We start from the raw sequence: 22697 nt of genomic DNA on the forward strand, positions 1-22697 counted from the left end.
CAGTTTCCTGACGGTTGAGTAAGTTTCGGTGGTGTGATCTCCACCGAATCTGTACGCGGAAGTTACGCCTGGAGCTGCTTCGCGGGCGCGCTCTCGACCGTGCGTTCGGCTCCGGCGGGTCCCTGACCTGCGTCGGCCGTCCGCTTGGTCCGGACCATCACGAGGACCGCGACACCCGCCACGAGGCCGGTGATCCCCGCCGTGAGCGAGGCGCCGTTGAGCCCGGAGGCGAACGCCGCGCGCACGCTGTGCTCGGAGAACGCGCCCCGGACGGCCGCCGCCCCGCCGCCCGCCACGGTGTGCGCCGCGTCGTGGCCGAGCGCGTCCTGCATCCGCGACGTCAGGACCGTGCCGAAGACGGCGACACCGAGGGCGTAGCCGAGCTGGCGGAAGGTGTTCACCGCGCCGCCCGCCATGCCCGCGTCGCGCGGCGGCACCGCCGCGAGCGCGGCCCCCGCCAGCCCCGGCGAGACCAGGCCGATGCCGACGCCCGCGAGCACCAGGCCCGGCACGAGCGCGCCCCAGGACGAGCCCGCGTCGAGCACCGCCATCGCCAGGCCGCCCGCGCCGATCAGCAGCAGCCCGACCCCGATGACGTACCGCCCCGGCACCCCGTGCAGCAGCCGCCCGCCGATCGCCGCCACCACGAACGACGTGGCCGACAGCGGCACCAGGACCAGGCTGCCGCGCACCGGGCTCATGCCGAGCACGGTCTGCAGCCAGATCGAGAGGTAGGGGATCACGCCGAACGCGGCCGCGTTGTAGCCGATCGCGCCGATCAGGACCCCGGTGAACGCGGGCTTGCGCAGCAGCCGCAGATCGAGCAGCGGATACGCGGCGCGGCGCTCCACCACGACGAAGGCGAGCAGCGCGAGCGCCGCCACCGCGAGCGTCACACCGGTGCGCGCCGAGGCCCAGCCGACCGTCGACGCCCGCACCACGCCGAACGTGAGCGCGCCCGCGAACAGCGCGAACGTCGCCGTGCCCGCCCAGTCCACGCGCCGCTCCGCGCGCCCGCGCGACGGCGGCACCGCGCGCAGCGTCAGCCACACCGAGGCCACGCTCACCGGCAGGTTGACGAAGAAGATCCAGCGCCAGCCGGGCCCCTCGGTGAGCAGCCCGCCGGCGATCGGCCCGAGCGCGGCGGCGGCACCGCTCACCGCGCCCCACAGGCCGAGCGCCACCGAGCGCTCCTTGCCCTGGTACGCGGCGCCGAGCAGCGGCAGCGTCGTGGCGAACATCGCGGCGGCCCCGAGCCCCTGCACGGCCCGCGCCGCCACGAGCAGCTCCGCGTTCGCAGCGAGCCCGCAGCCGAGCGAGGCGAGCGCGAAGACGACGGTGCCCGCGAGCTGGACGCGCCGGTGGCCGACCACGTCGGCGGCGGCGCCGATGCCGAGCAGCAGCGCGGCGAGCGCGAGCGCGTAACCGTCGATGACCCACTGCAGATCGCTGAGCGAGGCGTCGAGCGCCCGCGCCATGTCGGGCAGCGCCACGACCACGATCGTCACGTCGAGCAGCAGCATGAACGTGCCCAGGCACACCGCCGTCAGCGGCCCCCATGAGCGCATGGTCCTACCCCGTTCCCTGGTTCCGTACGCCACCGGGCGGTGGCTCCGATGCCGTACGATCCGTGGCGGCCGGACGATCGTGACGGCCGTGGGCAGCGCTGCGGCGGAATCCGACATCTCAGGGGTGCACGGCGGTGGAATCCTCCACGCTCGACGTATTGGACCAGAAGCTGCTCCAGGCCCTGGAGACCGACGGACGCGCGCCGTTCAGCAAGATCGCGGAGGTGCTCGGCGTCTCGGACCAGACGATCGCGCGCCGCTTCCGCCGGCTCACCGCCACGGCCGGGCTCCGCGTCGTGGTGCTGCGCAACGCCGAGCGGCTCGGCCAGGACCACTGGATGCTCCGGCTGCGCTGCGCCCCGGACGGCGCGCAGACCATCGCGCACGCCCTGGCCCGCCGCCCCGACACGTTCTGGGTGGGCCTGGCCGCCGGGGGCACGGAGGTCCTGTGCATGACCAAGCCCCGCACCCCCGACGACCACGACCTGCTGCTCGGCAAGCTGCCCCGCACCCCGCACATCGTGGACATCCGCGCCCACCAGCTCCTGCACACCTTCTTCGGCGGGCCCCGCGGCTGGCTCGGCAAGCTCGCCCCGCTGAGCGCCGAACAGCTCGCCGCGCTGACCCCGCAGCTCCCGCCGCGGCCCTCGGCCCCGGCCCGCATCTCCCCGGAGGACGAACCCCTGGTGGCCGCGCTCGAAGCGGACGGCCGCGCCGGATACCCCGAACTCCAGCGCGTCACCGGTCTGTCGGAGTCCACGGTCAAGCGCCGCCTGGCCGCGCTCCTGGAGTCCCGGGCGATCTACGTCGACATCGAGTACAGCGCCGAGGCCCTCGGCTACCGCTGCGGCGCCACCCTGTGGATCACGACGGCCCCCGCCGCCCTGCACTCCGTCGGCCAGGCCCTTGCCGAGCACGACCAGATCGCCTACGTCGCCGCGACGGCGGGCCCCTCCAATCTGGTGGCGACGGTGGTCACCCAGGACACCGCGGGCCTGTACGCCTACCTCAGCGGGGAGATCGGCGGCCTGGAGGGTGTGCAGCACGTGGAGACCACGCCGTATCTGCGCCGCGTCAAGCAACTCATCTACCGGCCCACGCGCTAGCGCCCGCCCGGCCTCAGGGGCGCCCGCGCTGCAACCGGTCCCCGCCCGCCAGGATCGCCGCCGCCAGGGCGTCCGCCGCCGCGTGGGCGCCCGGTGCGGCCGGGCGCCGCTCGCCGTGCCGCAGGACGAAGTCCACCGCGCCCAGCTCCGGCAGGCCGAGCCGGTCGGAGACCCGCACCAGGCCGGGCGGGACCAGGCCGCGCGAGTGCGCCATCACGCCGAGCCCGGCGCGCGCCGCGGCCACCAGGCCGTTCAGGCTGCCGCTGGTGCAGGCGATCCGCCAGGGGCGGCCGCTGCCCTCCAGGGCCCGCAGCGCGAGCGCCCGGGTGATGCCCGGCGGCGGATACACGATGAGCGGCACCGGGCGGCCCGGGTCAAGGCGCAGCCGCGGCGCGCCGATCCACACCAGGTCGTCGTGCCAGACCAGTTCGCCGCGCGGGTCCTTCGGGCGCCGCTTGGCGAGGACGAGGTCGAGCTTGCCCGCGTCCAGGCGCTCGTGCAGCGTGCCGGACAGCTCGACCGTCAGCTCCAGGTCGACCTCCGGGTGCTCGCGCCGGAAGGACTGGAGGATGTCGGTGAGGCGGGTCAGGACGAAGTCCTCGGACGCGCCGAAGCGCAGCCGCCCGCCGAGCCGGGCGCCCGTGAAGTGCGCCGTGGCCTGCTCGTGCACCTCCAGGATGCGGCGCGCGAAGCCGAGCATCGCCTCGCCGTCCTCGGTCAGCTCCACCCGGTGCGTGTCCCGCGCGAACAGCGGCCGCCCGGTCGCGTCCTCCAGGCGCCGCACGTGCTGGCTGACCGTCGACTGGCGCAGCCCGAGCCGCCGCGCGGCCTGCGTGAAGCTCAAGGTCTGGGCCACCGCGAGGAACGTACGCAGCTGAGCGGGGTCGTACACCCCGCAAGGTTATCGCGGTACGTGATGACAGTCAGAGCGGTGTACGGGATTCCCGATCGCGCCGAGGAGGAGGACCATGGAAAGGGCACGTACCGGGTCCGGCCCGTGGACGGGCCCGAAGAACCGAGACCCCGAGAGCACGGAGCCCTGTGAAACGCCCGTCCTGGCCGTCGTGGATGCCGGTCGACCCCTTCATCGCGGTGCTGCTCGGCACCGTCGGCCTCGCCGCGCTCCTGCCCGCCCGGGACACCGCGGCCGACGTCGCGTCCGGGGCCTCCACCACGGCCGTCGCGCTGCTGTTCTTCCTCTACGGCGCCCGCCTCTCCACCCGGGAGGCGCTGGACGGGCTGCGCCACTGGCGGCTGCACCTCACCGTGCTGCTCTGCACGTTCCTGGTGTTCCCGCTGCTCGGCCTCGCCGCCAAGGGGCTCGTGCCGCACGTCCTGACGCCCGCGCTCTACAGCGGCTTCCTGTTCCTGACCCTGGTGCCCTCGACGATCCAGTCGTCGATCGCCTTCACCTCGCTGGCGCGCGGCAACGTGCCCGCGGCGATCTGCGCGGGCACGTTCTCCTCGCTCGCCGGGGTGGTGCTCACCCCGCTGCTCGTGGCCTGGCTGCTCGCCGACACCGGCGGCGGCTTCTCCGCCGACGCGTTCGTGAAGATCGTGCTGCAGCTGCTCGTGCCCTTCCTCGCCGGACAGCTGCTGCGGCGCTGGATCGGCTGCTTCGTCGCGCGGCACAAGAAGGTCCTGAGCCTGATCGACCGGTGCTCGATCCTGCTCGTCGTCTACACCGCGTTCAGCCAGGGCATGGTGCGCGGCATCTGGAGCCAGGTCACCCCGGCCCGGCTCGCCGCGCTGCTCGGCGTCGAGGCGGCGCTGCTCGCCCTGATGCTCAGCCTGACCTGGTACGGCGCGAAGCGGCTCGGCTTCGACCGCGCCGACCGGGTCGCGATCCAGTTCGCGGGCTCGAAGAAGTCCCTGGCGGCCGGGCTGCCCATGGCCAGCGTCCTGTTCGGCGCGCAGGCCTCGCTCGCGGTCCTGCCCCTGATGCTCTTCCACCAGATGCAGCTGATGGTCTGCGCGGTGATCGCCAAGCGCCGCTCCCACGACCTGGAGGAGTTCACTCCGGCCGGGACAGGCGCAGCGTCACGAACCGCGGCCGGTACAGCTCCACGTTCCGGTTGACGTTCGCCTGCCCCGCCGCCGTCGCGGTGGCGTCCGGCGCGTTCACGTCGTAGCTCAGCACGAGACGGCCGCCGCCGCTCAGGGCGGGGTGCGCCTGCGGGTTGTACGCGGCCGAGTCCGCGGGCAGCGGCGGCGCGAAGCCCTTGCCGGGGCCGTACCAGGGCCCGCTCGGCGAGCACGCCCAGTACGACGTGACGGTGGTCAGGCCCCGCGCGCCCGCCGCCATCGTGAACAGCACGTACGTGCCGCCGTCCCGGACCACGGTGAACGCGCTGCCGACCCCCTTCTGGTCGTCGTCGCCGAGCACCGAGCGCGGCTTCGCCCCGGCGCGCGACCAGGCGCGGCCGTCCCAGTAGCGCCAGGCCGAGGGGTCGCCGAGGCCGCCGTGCGGGACGCGGGCGACATAGGCGTGCGAGGAGGGGCGCGAGGCGGTCTGCGCGTCGTTGCCGCCGAAGACGTACGTCCACTCGCCGTCGTCGACCGTGGTGGTGCCGTACAGCACCCGCCGCTCGGGGTCGGCGACGCCGCGCTGGTCGGAGATCTGCGTGATGCCTTCGAGGGCGAGGTCGGGCAGGGTGAGCGTGGCGACCTCGGTGGCGGCGGGCACCCCGAAGATCCACGGCGCGGGGCCCGCGGCCCGGGTCCACAGCAGGACGCGCACGACCTGCTCGTCGCCGCCCGGCGTGCGCGGCTCGACCTTCGCGGCGACCGGCCAGCGCCACTGCCCGGGCGCGGGGTCGGCGAACAGGGGCGTGGGCAGGGTCCGCTCCAGGGCCCCGGAGGGGGACGTCACCACGCCGGAGTTGCGGACCATCGGGGCGCCGCCGTCGCGCCACTTGTGCGGCTTGCCCTGCTGGTTGGGCGGCGGGTGCACCCGGCCGAGGAAGGTGTCGGAGAACAGCCACAGGACGCGCCCGCCGGGCAGCTTCACCGAGTGGGTGCCGTCGCCGCCGCTCCAGTCGTCGTCGCGCGCCGCGTCGTCGCCGTACGCGGCGAACGCTCCGGTCAGGCCGGTCTCGGGGCGCCAGGATTCCACGCCGCGGGCCGTGCACGCCGCCGGTCCCTTCCGGTCGTCCTCGTCGTCCGGAAGGGCCGTCAGGAGCACGGCCGCGCAGGCGAGCACCGCCAGCAGGGCGACCCACAGCACGGGTGAGCCGGGGCCGCCCCGCTGCCGGTTCGCCGCCGTCGGACCGGTGAGCGGGCGTGTGGCTTGGGACACGCCCGGGACGCTAGTTCCTCGGGCGCACGCGGTCCATGGGCAGCCAGGCGACGGTGTCCGGTGTCACAGCGGAGCGGCCGGCCCGCCGCCCGTCGGGGTCGGCCACCGAGGCGAGTTCGTCCACCTCCGCGTCGGTCAGGGCGCGCTTGAAGACCCGTACCTCGTCGATGGCTCCGGCGAAGTGGGCCCGGCTGTCGACGCGCTGCCCGATGTGCACGCCGAACGGCGAGTTGCGGCTGACCGTGCCCGGCACGTCGGGCCGGGACAGCTCGGTGTCGTCCACGAACAGCGTGAGCTCCCCGTCGCCGCGCCGCAGCACGGCGTGGTGCCACGCGCCGTCGTTGTACGCGCCCTGGGTGCTCAAGGAGGCCGAGCGGGGCGGCGTACCGCCGTCACGGGTGGTGATCAGGCCGGTGACGCGGCCCGCCGCGGGTTCGCCGCGCAGCCACACCTGGGGTTGGTTCGTGCCGACGCCGCCCATCCACAGCAGCGGCTGCTCCCCGCTGGTGGCGGAGTAGCGGAACCACAGGGACAGGGTGAAGTCGCCCGACCCCAAGGGGAGTTGGGGACGGAAGCGGAGGCGTACCGCGTCGTCGGTGCCGTCGAAGGCGAGCGCGTCGCCCGTGACGCCGTCGGTGGGGCGCGCGCCGCCGAGCACCGCGGCGCCGGGCGCGCCGGGAGCCCAGTCGCTCGTGTGCGGGTCGGGGCCGCGCCGCGGCTTCAGCCAGTCCTCGGTGAAGCGCGCGAAGCGGATCTCGTCGCGGGCGTCGACCGGGCCGCCCTCGTACATCAGGCCCACGTGGTCGGCGTCGGCGCGCACCATGTCCGAGTAGCCGGACCAGTCGGTGGTGACGACGGTGCCGCGGTCGAAGCTGTCCCAGGTGCGCCCGCCGTCGTAGGAGGACCGGACGGTCATGGTGCGGCGCCGGTCCGGGTCGCCCGGGCAGGCGAGCAGGAGCCGGTCGCCGAGCCGCAGCGTCGAGCCCTGCACCTGGGGCGTGTACAGGTCCGGCTGGGGGCGGAAGGGCGCGATGAAGCTGTCGCCGCCGTCGCGGCTGACGGTGTGGGAGCGGTGCCCGAGGTCGGTGCCGTCCTGTTCGCGCCCGCTGACGTAGATGGAGCCGTCCTGGCGCTCGGTGACGGTCATCTCCGACGGCTTCTGCCGGAACGTGCCGTCGGCGGCGTCGACGGGATACGAGTCGGTGGCGCCGACGCGCCACCGCTCGCCGCCGTCGTCGCTGACGATGAGCGCGGCGTGGTTGGCGGTGACCCGGCTGCCGTTCCACGTCTCGGCGTTCACGGTGAAGACGAGGCGGCCCTTGTGGCGGCCGCGGGTCAGCTGCAGGCCGTGCACGGGCCCGGTCGCGTACCAGGAGTTCCAGCTGGCGGGCAGGATCTCCTTGCTCAGGTCCCGCGGCGCCGACCAGGTCACGCCGTCGTCGTCGCTGTACTGGAGGTGCGGGGTGCGGTCGCACGGCACCTCGCAGTTCTTGCCGTCCGTGCGTCCCGTGTTGTACGTCTCCGCGAGGACGACGCGGCCCGTGTCCCGGTCCACGATCGGCGTCGGGTTGCCGTGGGTGTTCCCGGCGCCCTCGTTGATGACCTGCATGGGCCCCCAGGTGCGGCCGCCGTCGTGGGACCGCTTGAGGACGAGGTCGATGTCGCCCGCGTCGCTGCAGTCGTTGACGCGGCCCTCGGCGAAGGCGAGCAGCGTGCCCTTGGTCGTCTTCACCACGGCCGGTATACGGAAGCAGGTGTACCCGGGATCCTGGGAAGCCTTGAAGAGGACCTGCTGCTCGAAGGACGGCAGCGCCCGGTCACCGGCCGCGGCCGAGCCGCTCAGCGCCGACGGCAGGGCGAGCGCGGTGAGGGTGGCCGTGGTCAGCGCGGCGACGGCGCGCCGGGGCGGGCGGCGGCGGGCAGGGGGTGCGGCGAGGTCGAGCCGGGGAGGTCTGGGGCGTGCGCGGTGTCTCAGGGGCATACGGCGGCCCTTCGTAGTGACCATATCGACCGGACATATGGACATCCCATGTCCAAGGTGCGGGGCGCCGACGCTACTTGGGCCGCTGGGGCCGCACAAGAACCGTGCGTGTAGCTGAAGCCATACGGGCGAGCGGGTCCGGAATCAACCCTCCTAACGGGTGAGAATGCCGCCGGAGCGACCACCCTGTTGGCCGCTACGGGACGAGGACGACCTTGCCGAGATTGGCGCGGGACTCGATGGCCTCGTGCGCTTCGGCCGCCTTCTCCAGGGGGAACGCGGCGTGCACGGCGGGCCGCAGCGCGCCCGCCGCGAACAGCCGCCACAGCTCCCGGCGCCACGCCTCGTAGGTGTCCGGACGGCCCCGGGCGATGAGCGCCATCTGAAATCCCGTCACGGACTTGGCGCCGACGAGCAGGTCGTACGCCCGCACGGTGCCGCCGCCCGAGCTGTAGGCGACGAGGCGGCCGAAGGGGTTGAGCGCGGCCAGGGCCGGGGCGAGCAGGTCGCCGCCCACCGCGTCCAGGCAGTAGTCGACGGGCTCGCCCCAGCTCTCCCGGTCGTACGTGACCACTTCGGTGGCGCCCAGGGAGCGCACGAAGCCGGCCTTGGCGGGGTCCGACACGGCGCCCACGACCCGCCCGGCGCCGCCGAGCGCGGCCAGCTGCACCGCCAGATGGCCCACGCCGCTGGCCGCCCCCGTGATCAGCGCGGCCTCGCCGGGCGCGGGCCGCGCCGCCTGGAGCGCGCCGTAGGCGACCAGGCCGCTGCGGACCAGGGCCACCGCGTCGGTCGCGCTCGCTCCGTCCGGCACGGGGGAGGCCATGGCGGTGTGCAGCAGGGCGTAGTCGGCGTAGCCGTGCCCGAAGGTCAGGCCGGTGACGCGGTCGCCGGGCGCGAAGCCGGTGACGCCCGGGCCGAGCCCGGCCACCTCGCCCGCGATCTCGCCGCCGAGCGGTATCGGCTCGGGGGACTCGCGCACCTTGCGCACGACGGGCAGCGTCACGCCGGCCGCCGCGACGCGCACGAGCAGCTCGCCGGGGCCCGGTGCGGGCACGGGCGCCTCTTCGAGCCGCAGGACGTCCGGGCCTCCGCTGTGGTCGTACCGAACGCGACGCATGTGTGCCTCCTCGGGGCGGAACCGTTGGTGGGTCCAACGATATCCCTCTTTTCGTTGGGAAGTCCAACGGTTCTTCGGTACGCTCCTCCCATGCCCGAGACCCCGCCCGCCCCCTCCACCATCCGCACCCTGCCCAGCTGGCTGCTCGGCCGCGCCGCCGCCCGCGGCCGCGCCCTGGTCGCCGACGCCCTCGCGGCCGAGGGCCTGCGGATGTGGCACCACGTGGTCCTGTCCGCCGTCGCCGACCTCGGCCCCGTCGCCCAGGCGGAGCTGGGCCGCAGCGTGTCGCTCGACCCCAAGGACATGGTCGGCGTCCTCAACGACCTCCAGGACGCGGGCCTGGTCGACCGCACGCCCGACCCCAAGGACCGCCGCAAGAACGCCGTGACGATCACGGACGAGGGCCGCCGCACGGTCCAGCGCTGCGCCCGCGCGGCCCGACGGGCCAACGCCGACCTCCTGGCGCCCCTGTCGGAGGAGGAGCGCACGCGCTTCGCGGAGATGCTGACGCGGGTGGCGGCGGTGGACGCGCCGGACGCGTGACGCCGAGCCGCGCAGCGGACGCACCGGCGCGTGAGGGCGAGCGCGAACCGGCAGATGTCAAGCCCGTCCGGCGTTTGAGGACGAGCCGCGAAGCGGCAAGGGGTCAAGCCGGTCCGGCGTTTGAGGGCGAGCGCGCGGCGCGATGGCCCCGCCGCGAGCGGGGCGAGGCCGGCCGGGGGGCGCCCCGGGCCCCGCCTAGCCCTGGTCGGCCATGGCCTGCAAGGCCACCCGGTGCTCGCCCGCGTACACGTTCATGGAGGCGCCGCGCAGGAAGCCCACCAGCGTGAGCCCCGTCTCGGCCGCGAGGTCGACGGCGAGCGCCGAGGGCGCCGAGACGGCCGCGAGCACGGGGATGCCCGCCATCACGGCCTTCTGCGCCAGCTCGAAGGAGGCGCGGCCCGACACGAGCAGGACCGTGCGGGACAGCGGCAGGCGGCCGTTCTGCAGGGCCCGCCCCACCAGCTTGTCGACGGCGTTGTGGCGCCCCACGTCCTCGCGTACGTCGAGCAGCTCGCCGTCCTCGGAGAACAGCGCGGCCGCGTGCAGGCCGCCGGTCCGGTCGAAGACGCGCTGGGCCGCGCGCAGCCGTTCGGGCAGGCCCGCGAGCAGCGCGGGGGTGAGCCGCAGCGGGTCGGGGCCGTCGTCGACGGCCCAGCGGGCCGTCGTGCGGACCGCGTCCAGGCTGGCCTTGCCGCACAGGCCGCACGACGAGGTGGTGTACACGTTCCGTTCGAGGGTGATGTCCGGGATGACGACGCCGGGCGCGGTCGACACGTCCACCACGTTGTACGTGTTCGAGCCGTCCTGGGTGGCGCCCGCGCAGTACACGATGTTCCGCAGCTCGTCCGCCGCGCCGAGGACGCCCTCGCTGACGAGGAAGCCCGCGGCGAGCGCGAAGTCGTCGCCCGGCGTGCGCATGGTGATGGCGAGCGGCCTGCCGTTGAGGCGGATCTCCATCGGCTCCTCGGCGACGAGCGTGTCGGGCCGCTCGCTGACCGCGCCGTCGCGGATGCGGAGGACGCGGCGGCGCTCCGTGACTCGTCCCATGTCGATCAGTCCCGGTTCTGTCCGTGCTGGTGGCCGGAGCGGCCCTTGACGCAGAGGCTGCCGTGGGGCACCGGGCCGCCGTGCGGCGAGGTGACCTTCACGATCTCATTGTCCTGCACGCGCGGCGTACGGCGGACCGCTCGACGGGGAGGTCCGGCTCGCGGCGGCGGCCGAGCGTCGCGCCGATCGCTCCGGCGCCCAGGACGGGGACTCTCACGAGGGGCGCTCCGTTCGGTCGAATCGTTCCGAGGGCCTGTCGCGAAGGCCTCGGGGCCACGCGGCTTCGGACCCCGCGCTTCGGACCCCGCGCCTCGGGTCGCGCGGCCTCGGATCGCACGGCGGGGAGTGGAATACTGTCTACAGTATGGAAGTTAGGGCGGCAAGGGGCGCGCGCGACATCGCATACCGTCGACGAATCCCGGCCCGCCCCCTTCCCAACGGCCCGCCGGATTCCTACCGTTCGGGATCATGAGGCCCCCCGTCGCACCTCCCGGCTGGAGCCGGTGGCTCGTGCCGCCCGCCGCCCTGTCGGTGCACCTCTCCATCGGCCAGGCCTACGCCTGGAGCGTCTTCAAGCCGCCCCTGGAGTCCGCGCTCGACCTCAGCGGCACCCAGAGCGCGCTGCCCTTCCAGCTCGGCATCGTCATGCTGGGCCTGTCCGCCGCGTTCGGCGGCACGCTCGTGGAGCGCAACGGCCCGCGCTGGGCGATGTCCGTCGCGCTCGTCTGCTTCTCCTCCGGCTTCCTGCTCGCCGCGCTCGGCGCCGCGAGCAGGCAGTACTGGCTCGTCGTCCTCGGCTACGGCTTCGTCGGCGGCATCGGGCTCGGCATCGGCTACATCTCCCCGGTGTCCACCCTGCTCAAGTGGTTCCCGGACCGGCCCGGCACGGCCACCGGCATCGCGATCATGGGTTTCGGCGGCGGCGCGCTCATCGCCTCGCCGTGGTCCGCGCGGATGCTGGAGTCGTTCGGCACGGACTCCTCCGGCATCGCGCTCGCCTTCCTGGTGCACGGCCTGACGTACGCGGTCTTCATGGCGCTCGGCGTGCTCCTGGTGCGGGTCCCGGCGCCGCGGGGCGCCCGCGGCCCGGCCGCGGCGGGCGCGTCCGACGGGCCCCAGGTGTCGGCCCGCGAGGCCGTGCGCACCCCGCAGTTCTGGTGCCTGTGGGTCGTCCTGTGCATGAACGTGACCGCCGGGATCGGCATCCTGGAGAAGGCCGCGCCGATGATCACGGACTTCTTCGCGGACTCCTCGACGCCGGTCTCCGCGTCGGCGGCCGCCGGGTTCGTCGCCCTGCTCTCGGCCGCGAACATGACGGGCCGCATCGGCTGGTCGTCCGCGTCCGACCTGCTCGGACGCAAGAACGTGTACCGGGTCTACCTGGGCGCCGGCGCGCTGATGTACCTGCTGATCGCGCGCTTCGGCGACGACTCGAAGCCGCTGTTCGTCTGTTGCGCGCTGGTCATCCTCTCCTTCTACGGCGGCGGCTTCGCGACCGTCCCCGCGTATCTGAAGGACCTCTTCGGCACCTACCAGGTGGGCGCCATCCACGGCCGTCTCCTGACGGCCTGGTCGCTCGCCGGGGTCCTCGGCCCGCTGATCGTGAACTGGGTGGCCGACCGGCAGGAGGACGCGGGCAAGGAGGGCGCGGCCCTGTACGGGCTCTCCTTCTCGATCATGATCGGTCTGCTGGTCGTCGGCTTCGTCGCCAACGAACTGGTCCGCCCCGTCCACCCGCGCCACCACCTCGCCGCGCCGAAGGAGGCCGCCGATGACGACACCGCCGAGCCCGCCGCCCGCTGACGGGGGCGCCCCCGGGCCGCCGCCGCGCCGCCGCGCGCTGATCCTGGGGTCCTGGCTCTGGGTGACCGTGCCACTGGCATACGGCCTCTACGAACTCGTACACAAGGCCAGACAGCTCTTCACCGGGTGACGCGATGATGAGAAGCATCCAAACGAGCGGTCCCAATCCTGTCGCATTACGTCACCTGCTACCCGTGAGTCGCTCAGCAGACTGGACGGTCCCGCACATCCGGCACCACGAGGGGACCCGCCCATGCCCGGCTCACGCATCGCCGCCGTCGGCCACTACCAGCCTGCCAAGGTGCTGACCAACGACGACCTGGCGGGCATGGTGGACACCAGCGACGCGTGGATCCGCTCCCGGGTCGGCATCCGCACCCGGCACATCGCGGGCCCCGAGGAGCCCGTCGACGAGCTCGCCGCGCATGCCGCAGCCAAGGCCCTCGCGGCGGCGGGCCGGGCCCCGGCGTCCGTGGACCTGGTCGTCGTCGCCACCTCCACGGCGGTCGACCGCTCGCCGAACATGGCCGCCCGCGTCGCCGCCCGGCTCGGCCTGCCCTCGCCCGCCGCGCTGGACGTCAACGTGGTCTGCGCGGGCTTCACGCACGCGCTCGCCACCGCCGACCACGCCGTACGGGCCGGGGCCGCGAGCCGGGCCGTGGTCATCGGGGCCGACAAGATGTCCGAGATCACGGACTGGACGGACCGCACCACGTGCGTCCTGGTCGGCGACGGCGCGGGCGCGGCCGTCGTCGAGGCCTGCGGCGAGGGCGAGGAGCCCGGCATCAGCCCCGTGCTGTGGGGCTCCGTGCCGGAGATGGGGCACGCGGTGCGGATCGAGGGCCAGCCCGCGCGGTTCGCCCAGGAGGGCCAGAGCGTGTACCGCTGGGCCACGACGCAGCTGCCGCCGCTGGCCCGCGCGACCTGCGAGCGGGCCGGGCTCACCCCGGCCGACCTCGCGGCGGTCGTCCTGCACCAGGCCAATCTGCGCATCGTCGAACCGCTCGCCACGCGCATCGGCGCCGTGAACGCGGTGGTCGCCCGCGACGTGGTCGACTCGGGCAACACCTCGGCCGCGTCCGTGCCGCTCGCGCTCTCCAAGCTGGTCGAGCGGGGCGAGATCGTCACCGGCGACCCGGTGCTGCTCTTCGGCTTCGGCGGGAACCTGTCGTACGCGGGGCAGGTCGTGCGCTGTCCGTGACGCGGGCCGCGGCGGGCCCAACTCCCTCTGGCCCCAGCCGCGGTGCTCGGTAAACTGTAGACAAAAGCCCATGTCCAGGAGGCGCAGGAGGGGGACGGGATGTTGTCCGCAGGACTGCCGCAGGGGACGGTGCCCAAGCTGGAACGGCCCGGCCCGCTGCGCGAGCGCGTCTACGAGGCGCTGCTCGAACTCATCACCACCCGCGCCCTGAGGCCCGGCCAGCACCTCGTCGAGAGCGAGCTGGCCGGGCACCTCGGCGTCTCCCGGCAGCCCGTGCGCGAGGCCCTCCAGCGCCTCAACACCGAGGGCTGGGTGGACCTCAGGCCCGCGCAGGGCGCGTTCGTCCACGAGCCGACCGAGGAGGAGGCGGACCAACTGCTCACGGTCCGTACGCTCCTTGAGGCGGAGGCGGCCCGCCTGGCCGCGGCCAACGCGGGCTCCGCGGGCATCGCCGCCCTGGAGGAGCTGTGCGCCCGGGGGGAGTCGGCCGTCGCCGCCGGGGACGTCGACCTCGTCGTCGCCACGAACGCGGCGTTCCACGCCAAGGTCATGGAGCTCGCGGGCAACGTGGTCCTCGCCGAGCTCGCGGGCCGGGTGGACGGCCGGGTCCGCTGGTACTACACGCCGGTGGCGCGGCAGCGGGGCATCCGCTCCTGGGTCGAGCACCGGGAGCTGATCGCGGCGATCGCCGCGCGGGACGAGGCGCGGGCCACGGCCGTGATGCGGGCCCACACGGAACACACCCGCCGCACCTACCACGACCGCACCCCGGCCTGACTCTTCCCCATCCGCCCGCCCTCATCGCGCTGACGCGCTCGTCCTCACACGCCGGACGGGCTGGATGGTTGCCGGTGCGGACCGGATCTCGCCCCCGGATCGCTCCTCGACCGCAACCGGCGACCATCTCAGCCCGTCCGGCGTGTGAGGACGAGGCGCGGAGCGCCGATCACGGGGGTCCAAGGGGGCGGAGCCCCCTTGTTCGGGAAGGGGTGGGGCAGGGGCGCATGCCGCGAGGCCCCGGCTTTGTCCTGTCGCAGGAGAAAGTAGAGGCCAATTCGCGCGCAAGTTCTTCCCAGCCCCGGCACCCACTGCTACGTTCCCCTCGAAAGCCCACCACGTAAGAGGGACAAGGCCGATGAGGCGGGAGGGGCGCGTGAGACGCATGACGGCTCGACCCGCCAACGCCCACCAGGCGCGCCTGCTGCGCCTGCTGCGCGACGACGGCCCCAACTCCCGGGCCCAGCTGGGCGACCAGGTGGACCTGTCGAGGTCCAAGCTGGCCGTGGAGGTGGACCGCCTCCTGGAGACGGGACTCGTGGTGGCCGACGGCCTCGCCGCCTCCCGCGGCGGCCGCCGCTCCCACAACATCCGCCTCGCCCCGAATCTCCGCTTCCTCGGCGTGGACATCGGCGCCACCTCGGTCGACGTCGCCGTCACCAACGCCGAGCTGGAGGTGCTCGGCCACCTCAACCAGCCCATGGACGTGCGCGAAGGCCCGGTCGCGGTCTTCGAGCAGGTCCTCGCCATGGCCGCGAAGCTCCGGGCGTCGGGCCTCGCGGAGGGCTTCGACGGCGCGGGCATCGGCGTGCCGGGCCCCGTCCGCTTCCCCGAGGGCGTGCCCGTGGCCCCGCCGATCATGCCCGGCTGGGACGGCTTCCCCGTGCGGGAGGCGCTCAGCCAGGAGCTCGGCTGCCCGGTCATGGTCGACAACGACGTGAACCTGATGGCGATGGGGGAGCAGCACGCGGGCGTGGCCCGCTCCGTGGGCGACTTCCTCTGCGTCAAGATCGGCACCGGCATCGGCTGCGGCATCGTCGTCGGCGGCCAGGTGTACCGGGGCACGACCGGCAGCGCGGGCGACATAGGCCACATCCAGGTGGAACCCGAGGGGCGCCCCTGCGCCTGCGGCAACAAGGGCTGCCTGGAGGCCCACTTCAGCGGCGCCGCGCTCGCCCGTGACGCCCGGGAGGCCGCCCACCAGGGCCGTTCGCCGGAGCTCGCCGCCCGCCTGGAGGCGGCGGGCGCGCTCACGGCCGCCGACGTCGCCGCGGCGGCCGCCGCGGGCGACCCCACCGCGCTCGACCTGATCCGCGCCGGCGGCAACCGCACCGGCCAGGTCATCGCGGGCCTCGTCAGCTTCTTCAACCCGGGTCTCGTGGTGATCGGCGGCGGCGTCACGGGCCTCGGCCACACCCTGCTCGCCGCGATCCGCACCCAGGTCTACCGCCAGTCGCTGCCCCTCGCGACCGGCAACCTCCCCATCGTCCTCGGCGAGCTCGGCCCCGCCGCCGGAGTCACCGGCGGCGCCCGGCTCATCAGCGACCACCTGTTCTCACCGGCCTGACCCGCCCCGCGGACACGGCGGCGGCCCGCCCCCGCGCGTACGCCACCTCGGCACACCCAGCACAGCGCTCACCCTGCTCTGCCCTGAAACCGGCCACACCCGTACGAGGGAACCGTCATGGCACCAGAACCACCGCTGCTCCGCATGTCCGGCATCACCAAGTCGTTCCCCGGCGTCCGCGCGCTCGACGGCGTCGACCTGCACGTACAGGCCGGTGAGGTGCACTGCCTGCTCGGTCAGAACGGCGCGGGCAAGTCCACGCTCATCAAGGTCCTCGCGGGTGCCCACCAGCCCGACGGCGGCACCGTCGCCTGGCGCGGCGACCCGGTCACCCCGCGCTCGCCGATCGCCGCCATGCGGCTCGGCATCGCCACCATCTACCAGGAACTCGACCTGGTGGAACACCTGTCCGTGGCCGAGAACGTCTTCCTCGGACACGAGCCGACGGCCGCCGGATTCGTCGTCCGCAGGGGCGCGGCACAGGCGTCGACCGCCGCCCTGCTCAAGCGACTCGGCCACGCCGAGATCAGCCCCGCCCGACTCGTGGGGGAGCTGTCCGCCGCCCAGCAGCAGATCGTGTCGATGGCCCGCGCGCTCTCGCACGACGTACGCCTCATCGTCATGGACGAGCCGTCCGCCGCGCTCGACCCCGGCGAGGTCGACAACCTCTTCCGCATCGTCGGCGACCTCACCGCCGACGGCGTCGCGGTCGTGTACATCTCGCACCGGCTCGAAGAGATCCGCCGCATCGGCGACCGCGTCACCGTCCTGAAGGACGGCCGGGCCGTCGCGGTCGGGCTGCCCGCGCGGCAGACGCCGACGCGCGAGATCGTCGCGCTGATGACGGGCCGCAGCGTCGAGTACGTCTTCCCGCCGCGGCCGGAGGGCGACCGGCGGCCCGCGCCCGAACCCCTCCTCTCCGTCCACGGTCTGGCCAGGGAGGGCGAGTTCGCGCCCCTGGACCTCGAACTGCGGCCCGGGGAGATCGTCGGGCTCGCCGGGCTCGTCGGCTCCGGCCGGTCCGAGATCCTGGAGACCATCTACGGCGCGCGCAGGCCGACCGCGGGCCACGTCCGCGTGCACGGCAGGGCCCTGCGCCCGGGCAGCGTCCGCGCGGCCGTGCGCGCCGGGCTCGGCCTCGCCCCCGAGGAGCGCAAGGCGCAGGCCCTGCTGATGCTGGAGTCCGTGACGCGCAACGTGTCGGTGTCGTCCATGTCCCGCTTCTCGCGCGGCGGCTGGCTGGACCGGGGCAAGGAGCGGGAGGCCGCCCGCGCCGCGACGCGGGAGCTGTCGCTCAGGCCCGACAACCCCTCGGCGCCCGTCCGCACGCTGTCCGGCGGCAACCAGCAGAAGGCCGTCCTCGCCCGGTGGCTGCTGCGCGGCTGCCGGGTCCTGCTGCTCGACGAGCCGACGCGCGGCGTCGACGTCGGCGCCCGCGCCGAGCTGTACGCCGTGGTGCGGCGGCTCGCCGACGAGGGCCTGGCCGTGCTGCTCGTCTCCAGCGAGGTGCCCGAGGTCCTGGGCCTCGCCGACCGCGTCCTGGTGCTCCGCGAGGGCCGGGTGGTGCACACGGCGCCCGCGCGCGAGCTGGACGAACACCGCGTACTGGACCTGGTCCTGGCGTCCGGCGCGGCGGCGGGCCCACCCGGTGCACCCGGCCCGTCCGGCGCGTCCGGCTCCTCGGTGGGCCGGGCGAGCCCGGGAGGCCCCGAAGACCGGACACGCCCCGAAGACCGTCAAGGCCCCGAAGACCGTCAAGGCCCGGAAGACACCGTCACCACGGAAGGGAGCCCGGCGTCATGACGCAGCCCGCATCGCCCGCCCGGCCCGTCACCGAGAAGAGCCCCCCGGCGGACGGCGAACGCGGCCCCCTGTGGGCCCTCGCCGCCCGCGTCGACCTGCGGACCCTGTCGCTGCTCGGCGTCCTGGCCGTGCTGATCGTGATCGGCGGCGTCACCCAGCCCGACGCGTTCCTCGACACCGACAACGTCCAGCTGATCCTCACCCAGGCGTCCGTCATCGGCGTCGTCACCGTCGGCATGACCTTCGTCATCATCTCCGGCGGCATCGACCTGTCCGTCGGCGCGATCGTCGCGCTCGCCTCGGTGTGGGCGACGACCGTCGCCACCCAGGAGTACGGCTTCGCGGGGATCCTCTTCACGGCCGTCGTCGTCGGCCTCGGCTGCGGGCTCGTCAACGGGCTGCTCATCGCGTACGGCGGCCTGGTGCCGTTCATCGCCACGCTCGCCATGCTGGCCTCCGGGCGCGGCCTGGCCCTGGAGATCACCGACGGCAAGACCCAGATGGTCACCGTGGACGGCGTCCTGAAGCTGGGCGAGCGCGACGCGTACGTCCTCGGCATCCCGCCGCTCGTGCTCGTCTTCGCGGGGGTGACCCTCCTCGGCTGGCTGCTGCTCAACCGCACCACGTTCGGACGCCGCTCGGTCGCGGTGGGCGGCAACGCGGAGGCCGCGCGCCTGGCCGGCATCGACGTACGGCGGCAGCGGCTCTACCTCTACCTCCTCTCGGGCCTGTGCTGCGGCATCGCGGCCTTCCTCCTGATCGTCCTGTCCGGCTCGGGCCAGAACACCAACGGCAACCTGTACGAACTCGACGCCATCGCCGCCGCGATCATCGGCGGCACGCTGCTCAGCGGCGGGCGCGGCACCATCACCGGCTCCGTGCTCGGCGTGCTGATCTTCACCACGATCACCAACATCTTCGCGCTCAACAACCTGGAGACCGCCGTCCAGCAGATCGCCAAGGGGGCGATCATCGTCGCCGCCGTCCTGGTGCAGCGCCGTACGGCCACCACCTGACCACCATCCGAAGGGGTCACCGCCATGCCACACAGCACGAGCCGCAGAGGGCTGCTCTTCGGGGCGGCCGCCGTGTCCGCGGGGGCCGTCCTGACGGGCTGCACCAGCAACGAGTCGAAGGACTCCGACGGCGACGCCGCGCCCGCGGGCGACAACCGGCCCGCCGACGACAAGCCCGGCAAGGAGGTCACCATCGGCTTCGCCGGACCGCAGGCCGACCACGGCTGGCTGAACGCCATCAACGACAACGCCAAGGAGCGGGCGGAGAAGTACAAGGACGTCACCCTGGAGGCCACCGAGGGCTCCAACGACACCGCCGCCCAGATCGGCCAGGTCGAGACCCTCATCAACAAGAAGGTCGACGTCCTCGTCATCCTCCCCGCCGACGGCAAGGCCCTCACCCGGGTCGGCCTGAAGGCCATGAAGGCCGGGATCCCCGTGGTCAACCTCGACCGGATCTTCGCCTCCGCGCAGGCCTACCGCTGCTGGATCGGCGGCGACAACTACGGCATGGGCCTCAACGCCGGGCACTACATCGGCGAGAAGCTCAAGGGCACGAAGAACGCCCGTGTCGTGGAGCTCGCCGGGCTCGACAACCTGGAGCTGACCAAGCAGCGCACCAAGGGCTTCGACGACGCCCTGAAGAACTACCCCAACATCGAGAAGGTCGCCCGGCAGGCCGCCGAGTTCACCGTGGAGTCCGGCCAGGCGAAGATGGCGCAGCTGCTCCAGGCGCAGAAGAACATCGACGCCCTGTGGAACCACGACGACGACCAGGGAGTCGGCGCCCTGCGCGCCATCAAGCAGGCCGGGCGCGACGACTTCCTGATGGTCGGCGGCGCGGGCGCCCTCTCCGCCTTCCAGGAGATCAAGGCCGACCGGGGCGTGCTCAAGGCCACCGTCCTGTACCCGCCGACGATGGCGGCGTCCGCGATCGACCTCGCCCGCGCGCTCGGCCAGGGAAAGGGCATCGGCGGCATGGCCGAGTACGAGATCCCGGCCTCCATCACGCTCTACTCGGCCGTCGTCGACAAGGACAACGTCGACCAGTACATGTCCACCGGCTTCAAGTGAGGTGTCCCCAGCCCGCGCATGACCCGCGAACCAGGCGCCGACGCGCCGACCAGGAGGAGTTACCGCATGAGTGAGACGGAGCACGAGGCCGCTTCCGGGGCCGCCGCTTCGGGGGCCGCCGCCTCCGGGGCCGTGCCGACGGGGGGCCCGGCGGCCGCGCGGCGCCGCCTCGGCGTCGGGATGGTCGGCTACGCCTTCATGGGCGCCGCCCACTCCCAGGGCTGGCGGACCGTGGGGCGCGTCTTCGACCTGCCGGTCGAGGCCCGGCTCGCGGCGGTCTGCGGCCGCCACGGCGCGGCCGTGCGCGCCGCCGCCGACCGGCTCGGCTGGGCGGCCGCCGAGACCGACTGGCGCGCGCTCATCGCCCGGGACGACGTCGACCTCGTCGACGTCTGCACCCCCGGCGACAGCCATGCGGAGATCGCCATCGCCGCCCTGGAGGCGGGCAAGCACGTGCTGTGCGAGAAGCCGCTCGCCAACACCGTGGAGGAGGCGGAGGCCATGGCCGCCGCCGCCGAACGGGCCCGCGCCCGCGGTCAGATGGCGATGGTCGGCTTCAACTACCGGCGCGTGCCCGCCCTCGTGCTCGCCCGCGAGATGGTCGCCGCGGGCCGCCTCGGGACGCTGCGCCACGTACGCCTCACCTACCTCCAGGACTGGCTGGTCGACCCCGGCTTCCCGCTGACGTGGCGGCTGCGCAGGGACCGGGCGGGCTCGGGGGCCCTCGGCGACCTCGGCGCCCACATCGTGGACCTCGCGCAGTACCTGACGGGCGAGGCCGTCGCGGGGGTGTCGGCCCTGACGGAGACGTTCGTACGGGAACGGCCCCTCCTGGAGGGCACGTCGAGCGGGCTCGCGGCGGGTGGCGCGGGGACGGGTGGTGGCGGGGCGGCCGGTGCCGAGGCGGGTGGCACCGGGGCAGATGGCGGCGGGGCGGGCCGGGCCGCGGTCGGGCAGGTCACGGTCGACGACGCCGCCGTCTTCACGGCCCGCTTCCCCTCCGGCGCCCTCGCCACCTTCGAGGCCACGCGGTTCGCGGCGGGCCGCAAGAACGCGCTGCGCCTCGAACTCAACGGCTCCGACGGCTCGTTGGCCTTCGATCTGGAGCGTCTGAACGAGCTCTCCTTCCACGACCACACCGAACCCGCCGCGTCGGCGGGGTTCCGCCGCATCCTCGTCACCGAGTCCGCCCACCCGTATCTGGCGGCCTGGTGGCCGCCCGGCCACGGCCTCGGCTACGAGCACACCTTCGTGCACCAGGCCCGCGACCTGCTGCACGCCATCGCCACCGGCACCGCGCCCGAGCCGTCCTTCGCCGACGGGCTCGCCGTGCAGCGGGTGCTCGCCGCGGTGGAGGAGAGCGCGCAGAAGAACTCCGTGTACACGCCGGTCGCGGCCGCACCGGCGGCGACCTGAGCACGACCTGAGCACGATCTGAGTGCGACCCGAGTGCGACCCGAGCCCCGCGACAGCCCGTGACAGCCGCGACGTCCGACGTCGGGAAAGGAACCGGTCATGCCCCGCTCGTTCACCCTCTTCACCGGCCAGTGGGCGGATCTGCCCCTGGAGGAGGTCTGCTCGCTGGCCCGCGACTTCGGCTACGACGGCCTCGAACTCGCCTGCTGGGGCGACCACTTCGAGGTCGACAAGGCCCTCGCCGACCCGTCGTACGCGGACGGCCGCCGTGCGCTGCTCGACAAGTACGGCCTGAAGTGCTGGGCCGTCTCCAACCACCTCGTCGGGCAGGCGGTGTGCGACGCCATCATCGACGAGCGCCACCGCGCGATCCTGCCCGCCCGGATCTGGGGCGACGGCGACGCGGAGGGCGTACGGCGCAGGGCCGCCGCCGAGATGGCGGACACGGCGCGCGCGGCCGCGGCCTTCGGCGTGCGGACGGTGGTCGGCTTCACCGGCTCCGCGATCTGGCACCTCGTGGCGATGTTCCCGCCCGCGCCCGAGGCGATGATCGAGCGCGGCTACGAGGACTTCGCGGAGCGCTGGAACCCGATCCTGGACGTGTTCGACGCGGAGGGCGTCCGCTTCGCCCACGAGGTCCACCCGAGCGAGATCGCCTACGACTACTGGACCACGCAGCAGGCCCTGGACGCCGTCGGCCACCGCCCCGCCTTCGGCCTCAACTTCGACCCGTCGCACTTCGTGTGGCAGGACCTCGACCCGGTGTCGTTCCTCTGGGACTTCCGCGAGCGCGTCTACCACGTCGACTGCAAGGAGGCCCGGCGCCGTCTCGACGGCCGCAACGGCCGCCTCGGCTCCCATCTGCCGTGGGGCGACCCGCGCCGCGGCTGGGACTTCGTCTCGGCGGGCCACGGGGACGTCCCCTGGGAGGACGTCTTCCGCATGCTGCGCGCGATCTCCTACGACGGCCCGATCTCGGTCGAGTGGGAGGACGCGGGCATGGACCGCCTCCAGGGCGCCCCCGAGGCCCTCCGCCACCTCAAGTCGTACGACTACGAGCCCCCCACGGCCTCCTTCGACGCGGCCTTCGCGAAGTAGCTCCTCGTCTGCGGTCCGCACCGGCGACAGATTCAGCCCGTCCGGCGTTCGAGGACGAGGCGCGGAGCGCCGTTTTCGGGGGGTACGGGGGGCGGAGCCCTCCGGTTCGGGAAGGGGCGGGTCTGGGGCGCACCCGCGAGGGCTCCCACTTTGTCCCGCCCCAGGAAGAAGCCCAACGCCCCCGCCGCACAAGGGCTATCCGCCACGGACAAACGCGGCTACCGTCGCTGAGGTGTACAGGACATAACTCCCGGGGTGACGGCGCACCCCGGGCGCCAG

General features: G+C 73.9%; 18 protein-coding genes and 2 pseudogenes. 13 read left to right on the forward strand and 7 right to left on the reverse strand.

Annotated features, from left to right (window positions below; genetic code table 11):
- Positions 1-62 precede the first annotated feature (62 nt).
- Positions 63-1568 carry an MFS transporter gene (locus C9F11_RS32680; protein WP_138962639.1) on the reverse strand — a complete coding sequence of 502 codons (1506 nt, stop codon included), beginning with the start codon at positions 1566-1568 and terminating at the stop codon, positions 63-65.
- A 134-nt stretch (positions 1569-1702) separates the two neighbouring features.
- Between C9F11_RS32680 and C9F11_RS32685 the strand changes: the two genes are divergently transcribed.
- A complete protein-coding gene (locus C9F11_RS32685) occupies positions 1703-2674 on the forward strand; it encodes an Lrp/AsnC family transcriptional regulator (RefSeq protein ID WP_138962640.1) in 972 nt (323 codons plus the stop codon).
- A gap of 13 nt (positions 2675-2687) precedes the next feature.
- On the opposite strand, the gene C9F11_RS32690 is transcribed toward C9F11_RS32685, so the two are convergent.
- Complete coding sequence (locus tag C9F11_RS32690) at positions 2688-3566, reverse strand: LysR substrate-binding domain-containing protein (protein ID WP_138962641.1); 879 nt, start codon at positions 3564-3566, stop codon at positions 2688-2690.
- A gap of 149 nt (positions 3567-3715) precedes the next feature.
- On the opposite strand from C9F11_RS32690, the gene C9F11_RS32695 reads away from it, so the two are divergent.
- Positions 3716-4753, forward strand: a complete 1038-nt coding sequence (locus C9F11_RS32695; RefSeq protein WP_138962642.1) for a bile acid:sodium symporter family protein — start codon at positions 3716-3718, stop codon at positions 4751-4753.
- Here C9F11_RS32695 and C9F11_RS32700 read toward each other — a convergent pair.
- From C9F11_RS32700 to C9F11_RS32710, 3 genes are all read right to left on the reverse strand, one after another.
- Positions 4689-5900, reverse strand: coding sequence for a DUF4185 domain-containing protein (locus C9F11_RS32700; protein WP_138967279.1), 1212 nt, complete (start codon positions 5898-5900; stop codon positions 4689-4691). The two genes, C9F11_RS32695 and C9F11_RS32700, sit on opposite strands and share 65 nt — an antisense overlap.
- 82 nt (positions 5901-5982) lie before the next feature.
- Positions 5983-7953: a sialidase family protein gene (locus C9F11_RS32705; RefSeq protein ID WP_138962643.1), complete on the reverse strand. Its 1971-nt coding sequence runs from the start codon at positions 7951-7953 to the stop codon at positions 5983-5985.
- A gap of 196 nt (positions 7954-8149) precedes the next feature.
- Positions 8150-9073 (reverse strand): zinc-binding dehydrogenase, encoded by a 924-nt coding sequence (locus tag C9F11_RS32710; protein WP_138962644.1) that lies wholly within the window; start codon positions 9071-9073, stop codon positions 8150-8152.
- 90 nt (positions 9074-9163) lie between these two features.
- Here C9F11_RS32710 and C9F11_RS32715 point away from each other — a divergent pair, with 90 nt between their 5' ends.
- Entirely contained in the window at positions 9164-9616 is a 453-nt protein-coding gene (locus C9F11_RS32715) for a MarR family transcriptional regulator (protein WP_138962645.1), read from the forward strand.
- A 195-nt stretch (positions 9617-9811) separates the two neighbouring features.
- Here the strand turns inward: C9F11_RS32715 and fdhD are convergent, their stop codons facing one another.
- Both fdhD and C9F11_RS48890 read right to left on the reverse strand, forming a co-directional pair.
- Entirely contained in the window at positions 9812-10663 is an 852-nt protein-coding gene (gene fdhD / locus C9F11_RS32720; RefSeq protein WP_138962646.1) for a formate dehydrogenase accessory sulfurtransferase FdhD, read from the reverse strand.
- A 5-nt stretch (positions 10664-10668) separates the two neighbouring features.
- Positions 10669-10782 (reverse strand): annotated as a pseudogene (locus C9F11_RS48890) (Fe-S-binding domain-containing protein); the annotation flags it as partial.
- A 349-nt stretch (positions 10783-11131) separates the two neighbouring features.
- On the opposite strand from C9F11_RS48890, the gene C9F11_RS32730 reads away from it, so the two are divergent.
- The 10 genes and pseudogenes from C9F11_RS32730 (at position 11132) to C9F11_RS32770 (ending at position 22418) form a co-directional block, all read left to right on the forward strand.
- Complete coding sequence (locus C9F11_RS32730) at positions 11132-12466, forward strand: OFA family MFS transporter (protein ID WP_138962648.1); 1335 nt, start codon at positions 11132-11134, stop codon at positions 12464-12466.
- On the forward strand, positions 12435-12596 hold the full coding sequence (locus C9F11_RS47585) for a hypothetical protein (RefSeq protein WP_171075896.1): 162 nt from the start codon (positions 12435-12437) through the stop codon (positions 12594-12596). Before C9F11_RS32730 ends, C9F11_RS47585 begins: the two co-directional genes overlap by 32 nt.
- A 123-nt stretch (positions 12597-12719) precedes the next feature.
- Positions 12720-13667, forward strand: coding sequence for a beta-ketoacyl-ACP synthase III (locus tag C9F11_RS32735; protein WP_138962649.1), 948 nt, complete (start codon positions 12720-12722; stop codon positions 13665-13667).
- A 99-nt stretch (positions 13668-13766) separates the two neighbouring features.
- Positions 13767-14444 carry a GntR family transcriptional regulator gene (locus C9F11_RS32740; RefSeq protein ID WP_138962650.1) on the forward strand — a complete coding sequence of 226 codons (678 nt, stop codon included), beginning with the start codon at positions 13767-13769 and terminating at the stop codon, positions 14442-14444.
- Positions 14445-14829: 385 nt separating this feature from the next.
- Positions 14830-16011 carry an ROK family transcriptional regulator gene (locus tag C9F11_RS32745; RefSeq protein ID WP_138962651.1) on the forward strand — a complete coding sequence of 394 codons (1182 nt, stop codon included), beginning with the start codon at positions 14830-14832 and terminating at the stop codon, positions 16009-16011.
- A 117-nt stretch (positions 16012-16128) separates the two neighbouring features.
- Positions 16129-17631 (forward strand): annotated as a pseudogene (locus tag C9F11_RS32750) (sugar ABC transporter ATP-binding protein); the annotation flags it as partial.
- A 179-nt stretch (positions 17632-17810) separates the two neighbouring features.
- Positions 17811-18830: an ABC transporter permease gene (locus C9F11_RS32755; protein ID WP_138962652.1), complete on the forward strand. Its 1020-nt coding sequence runs from the start codon at positions 17811-17813 to the stop codon at positions 18828-18830.
- A gap of 24 nt (positions 18831-18854) precedes the next feature.
- On the forward strand, positions 18855-19904 hold the full coding sequence (locus tag C9F11_RS32760; RefSeq protein ID WP_138962653.1) for a substrate-binding domain-containing protein: 1050 nt from the start codon (positions 18855-18857) through the stop codon (positions 19902-19904).
- Positions 19905-19970: 66 nt separating this feature from the next.
- Positions 19971-21320: a Gfo/Idh/MocA family oxidoreductase gene (locus tag C9F11_RS32765; protein WP_138962654.1), complete on the forward strand. Its 1350-nt coding sequence runs from the start codon at positions 19971-19973 to the stop codon at positions 21318-21320.
- A gap of 99 nt (positions 21321-21419) precedes the next feature.
- The gene (locus C9F11_RS32770) at positions 21420-22418 is read left to right on the forward strand and encodes a sugar phosphate isomerase/epimerase family protein (protein ID WP_138962655.1); all 999 of its coding nucleotides are present in this window, start codon (positions 21420-21422) and stop codon (positions 22416-22418) included.
- The last annotated feature ends 279 nt before the right edge of the window (positions 22419-22697 follow it).

This window comes from Streptomyces sp. YIM 121038 (assembly GCF_006088715.1).
In the GTDB taxonomy this organism is placed as follows: domain Bacteria; phylum Actinomycetota; class Actinomycetes; order Streptomycetales; family Streptomycetaceae; genus Streptomyces.

Bases quoted from the DNA above. Each gene is read 5' to 3' on its own strand.
- C9F11_RS47585 (WP_171075896.1), top strand. From the start codon at position 12,435: ATGACGACACCGCCGAGCCCGCCGCCCGCTGACGGGGGCGCCCCCGGG.
- C9F11_RS32745 (WP_138962651.1), top strand. From the start codon at position 14,830: ATGACGGCTCGACCCGCCAACGCCCACCAGGCGCGCCTGCTGCGCCTG.
- C9F11_RS32680 (WP_138962639.1), bottom strand. From the start codon at position 1,568: ATGCGCTCATGGGGGCCGCTGACGGCGGTGTGCCTGGGCACGTTCATG.
- C9F11_RS32735 (WP_138962649.1), top strand. From the start codon at position 12,720: ATGCCCGGCTCACGCATCGCCGCCGTCGGCCACTACCAGCCTGCCAAG.
- fdhD (WP_138962646.1), bottom strand. From the start codon at position 10,663: ATGGGACGAGTCACGGAGCGCCGCCGCGTCCTCCGCATCCGCGACGGC.
- C9F11_RS32730 (WP_138962648.1), top strand. From the start codon at position 11,132: ATGAGGCCCCCCGTCGCACCTCCCGGCTGGAGCCGGTGGCTCGTGCCG.
- C9F11_RS32760 (WP_138962653.1), top strand. From the start codon at position 18,855: ATGCCACACAGCACGAGCCGCAGAGGGCTGCTCTTCGGGGCGGCCGCC.
- C9F11_RS32715 (WP_138962645.1), top strand. From the start codon at position 9,164: ATGCCCGAGACCCCGCCCGCCCCCTCCACCATCCGCACCCTGCCCAGC.
- C9F11_RS32770 (WP_138962655.1), top strand. From the start codon at position 21,420: ATGCCCCGCTCGTTCACCCTCTTCACCGGCCAGTGGGCGGATCTGCCC.
- C9F11_RS32710 (WP_138962644.1), bottom strand. From the start codon at position 9,073: ATGCGTCGCGTTCGGTACGACCACAGCGGAGGCCCGGACGTCCTGCGG.
- C9F11_RS32740 (WP_138962650.1), top strand. From the start codon at position 13,767: ATGTTGTCCGCAGGACTGCCGCAGGGGACGGTGCCCAAGCTGGAACGG.
- C9F11_RS32755 (WP_138962652.1), top strand. From the start codon at position 17,811: ATGACGCAGCCCGCATCGCCCGCCCGGCCCGTCACCGAGAAGAGCCCC.
- C9F11_RS32765 (WP_138962654.1), top strand. From the start codon at position 19,971: ATGAGTGAGACGGAGCACGAGGCCGCTTCCGGGGCCGCCGCTTCGGGG.
- C9F11_RS32705 (WP_138962643.1), bottom strand. From the start codon at position 7,953: ATGCCCCTGAGACACCGCGCACGCCCCAGACCTCCCCGGCTCGACCTC.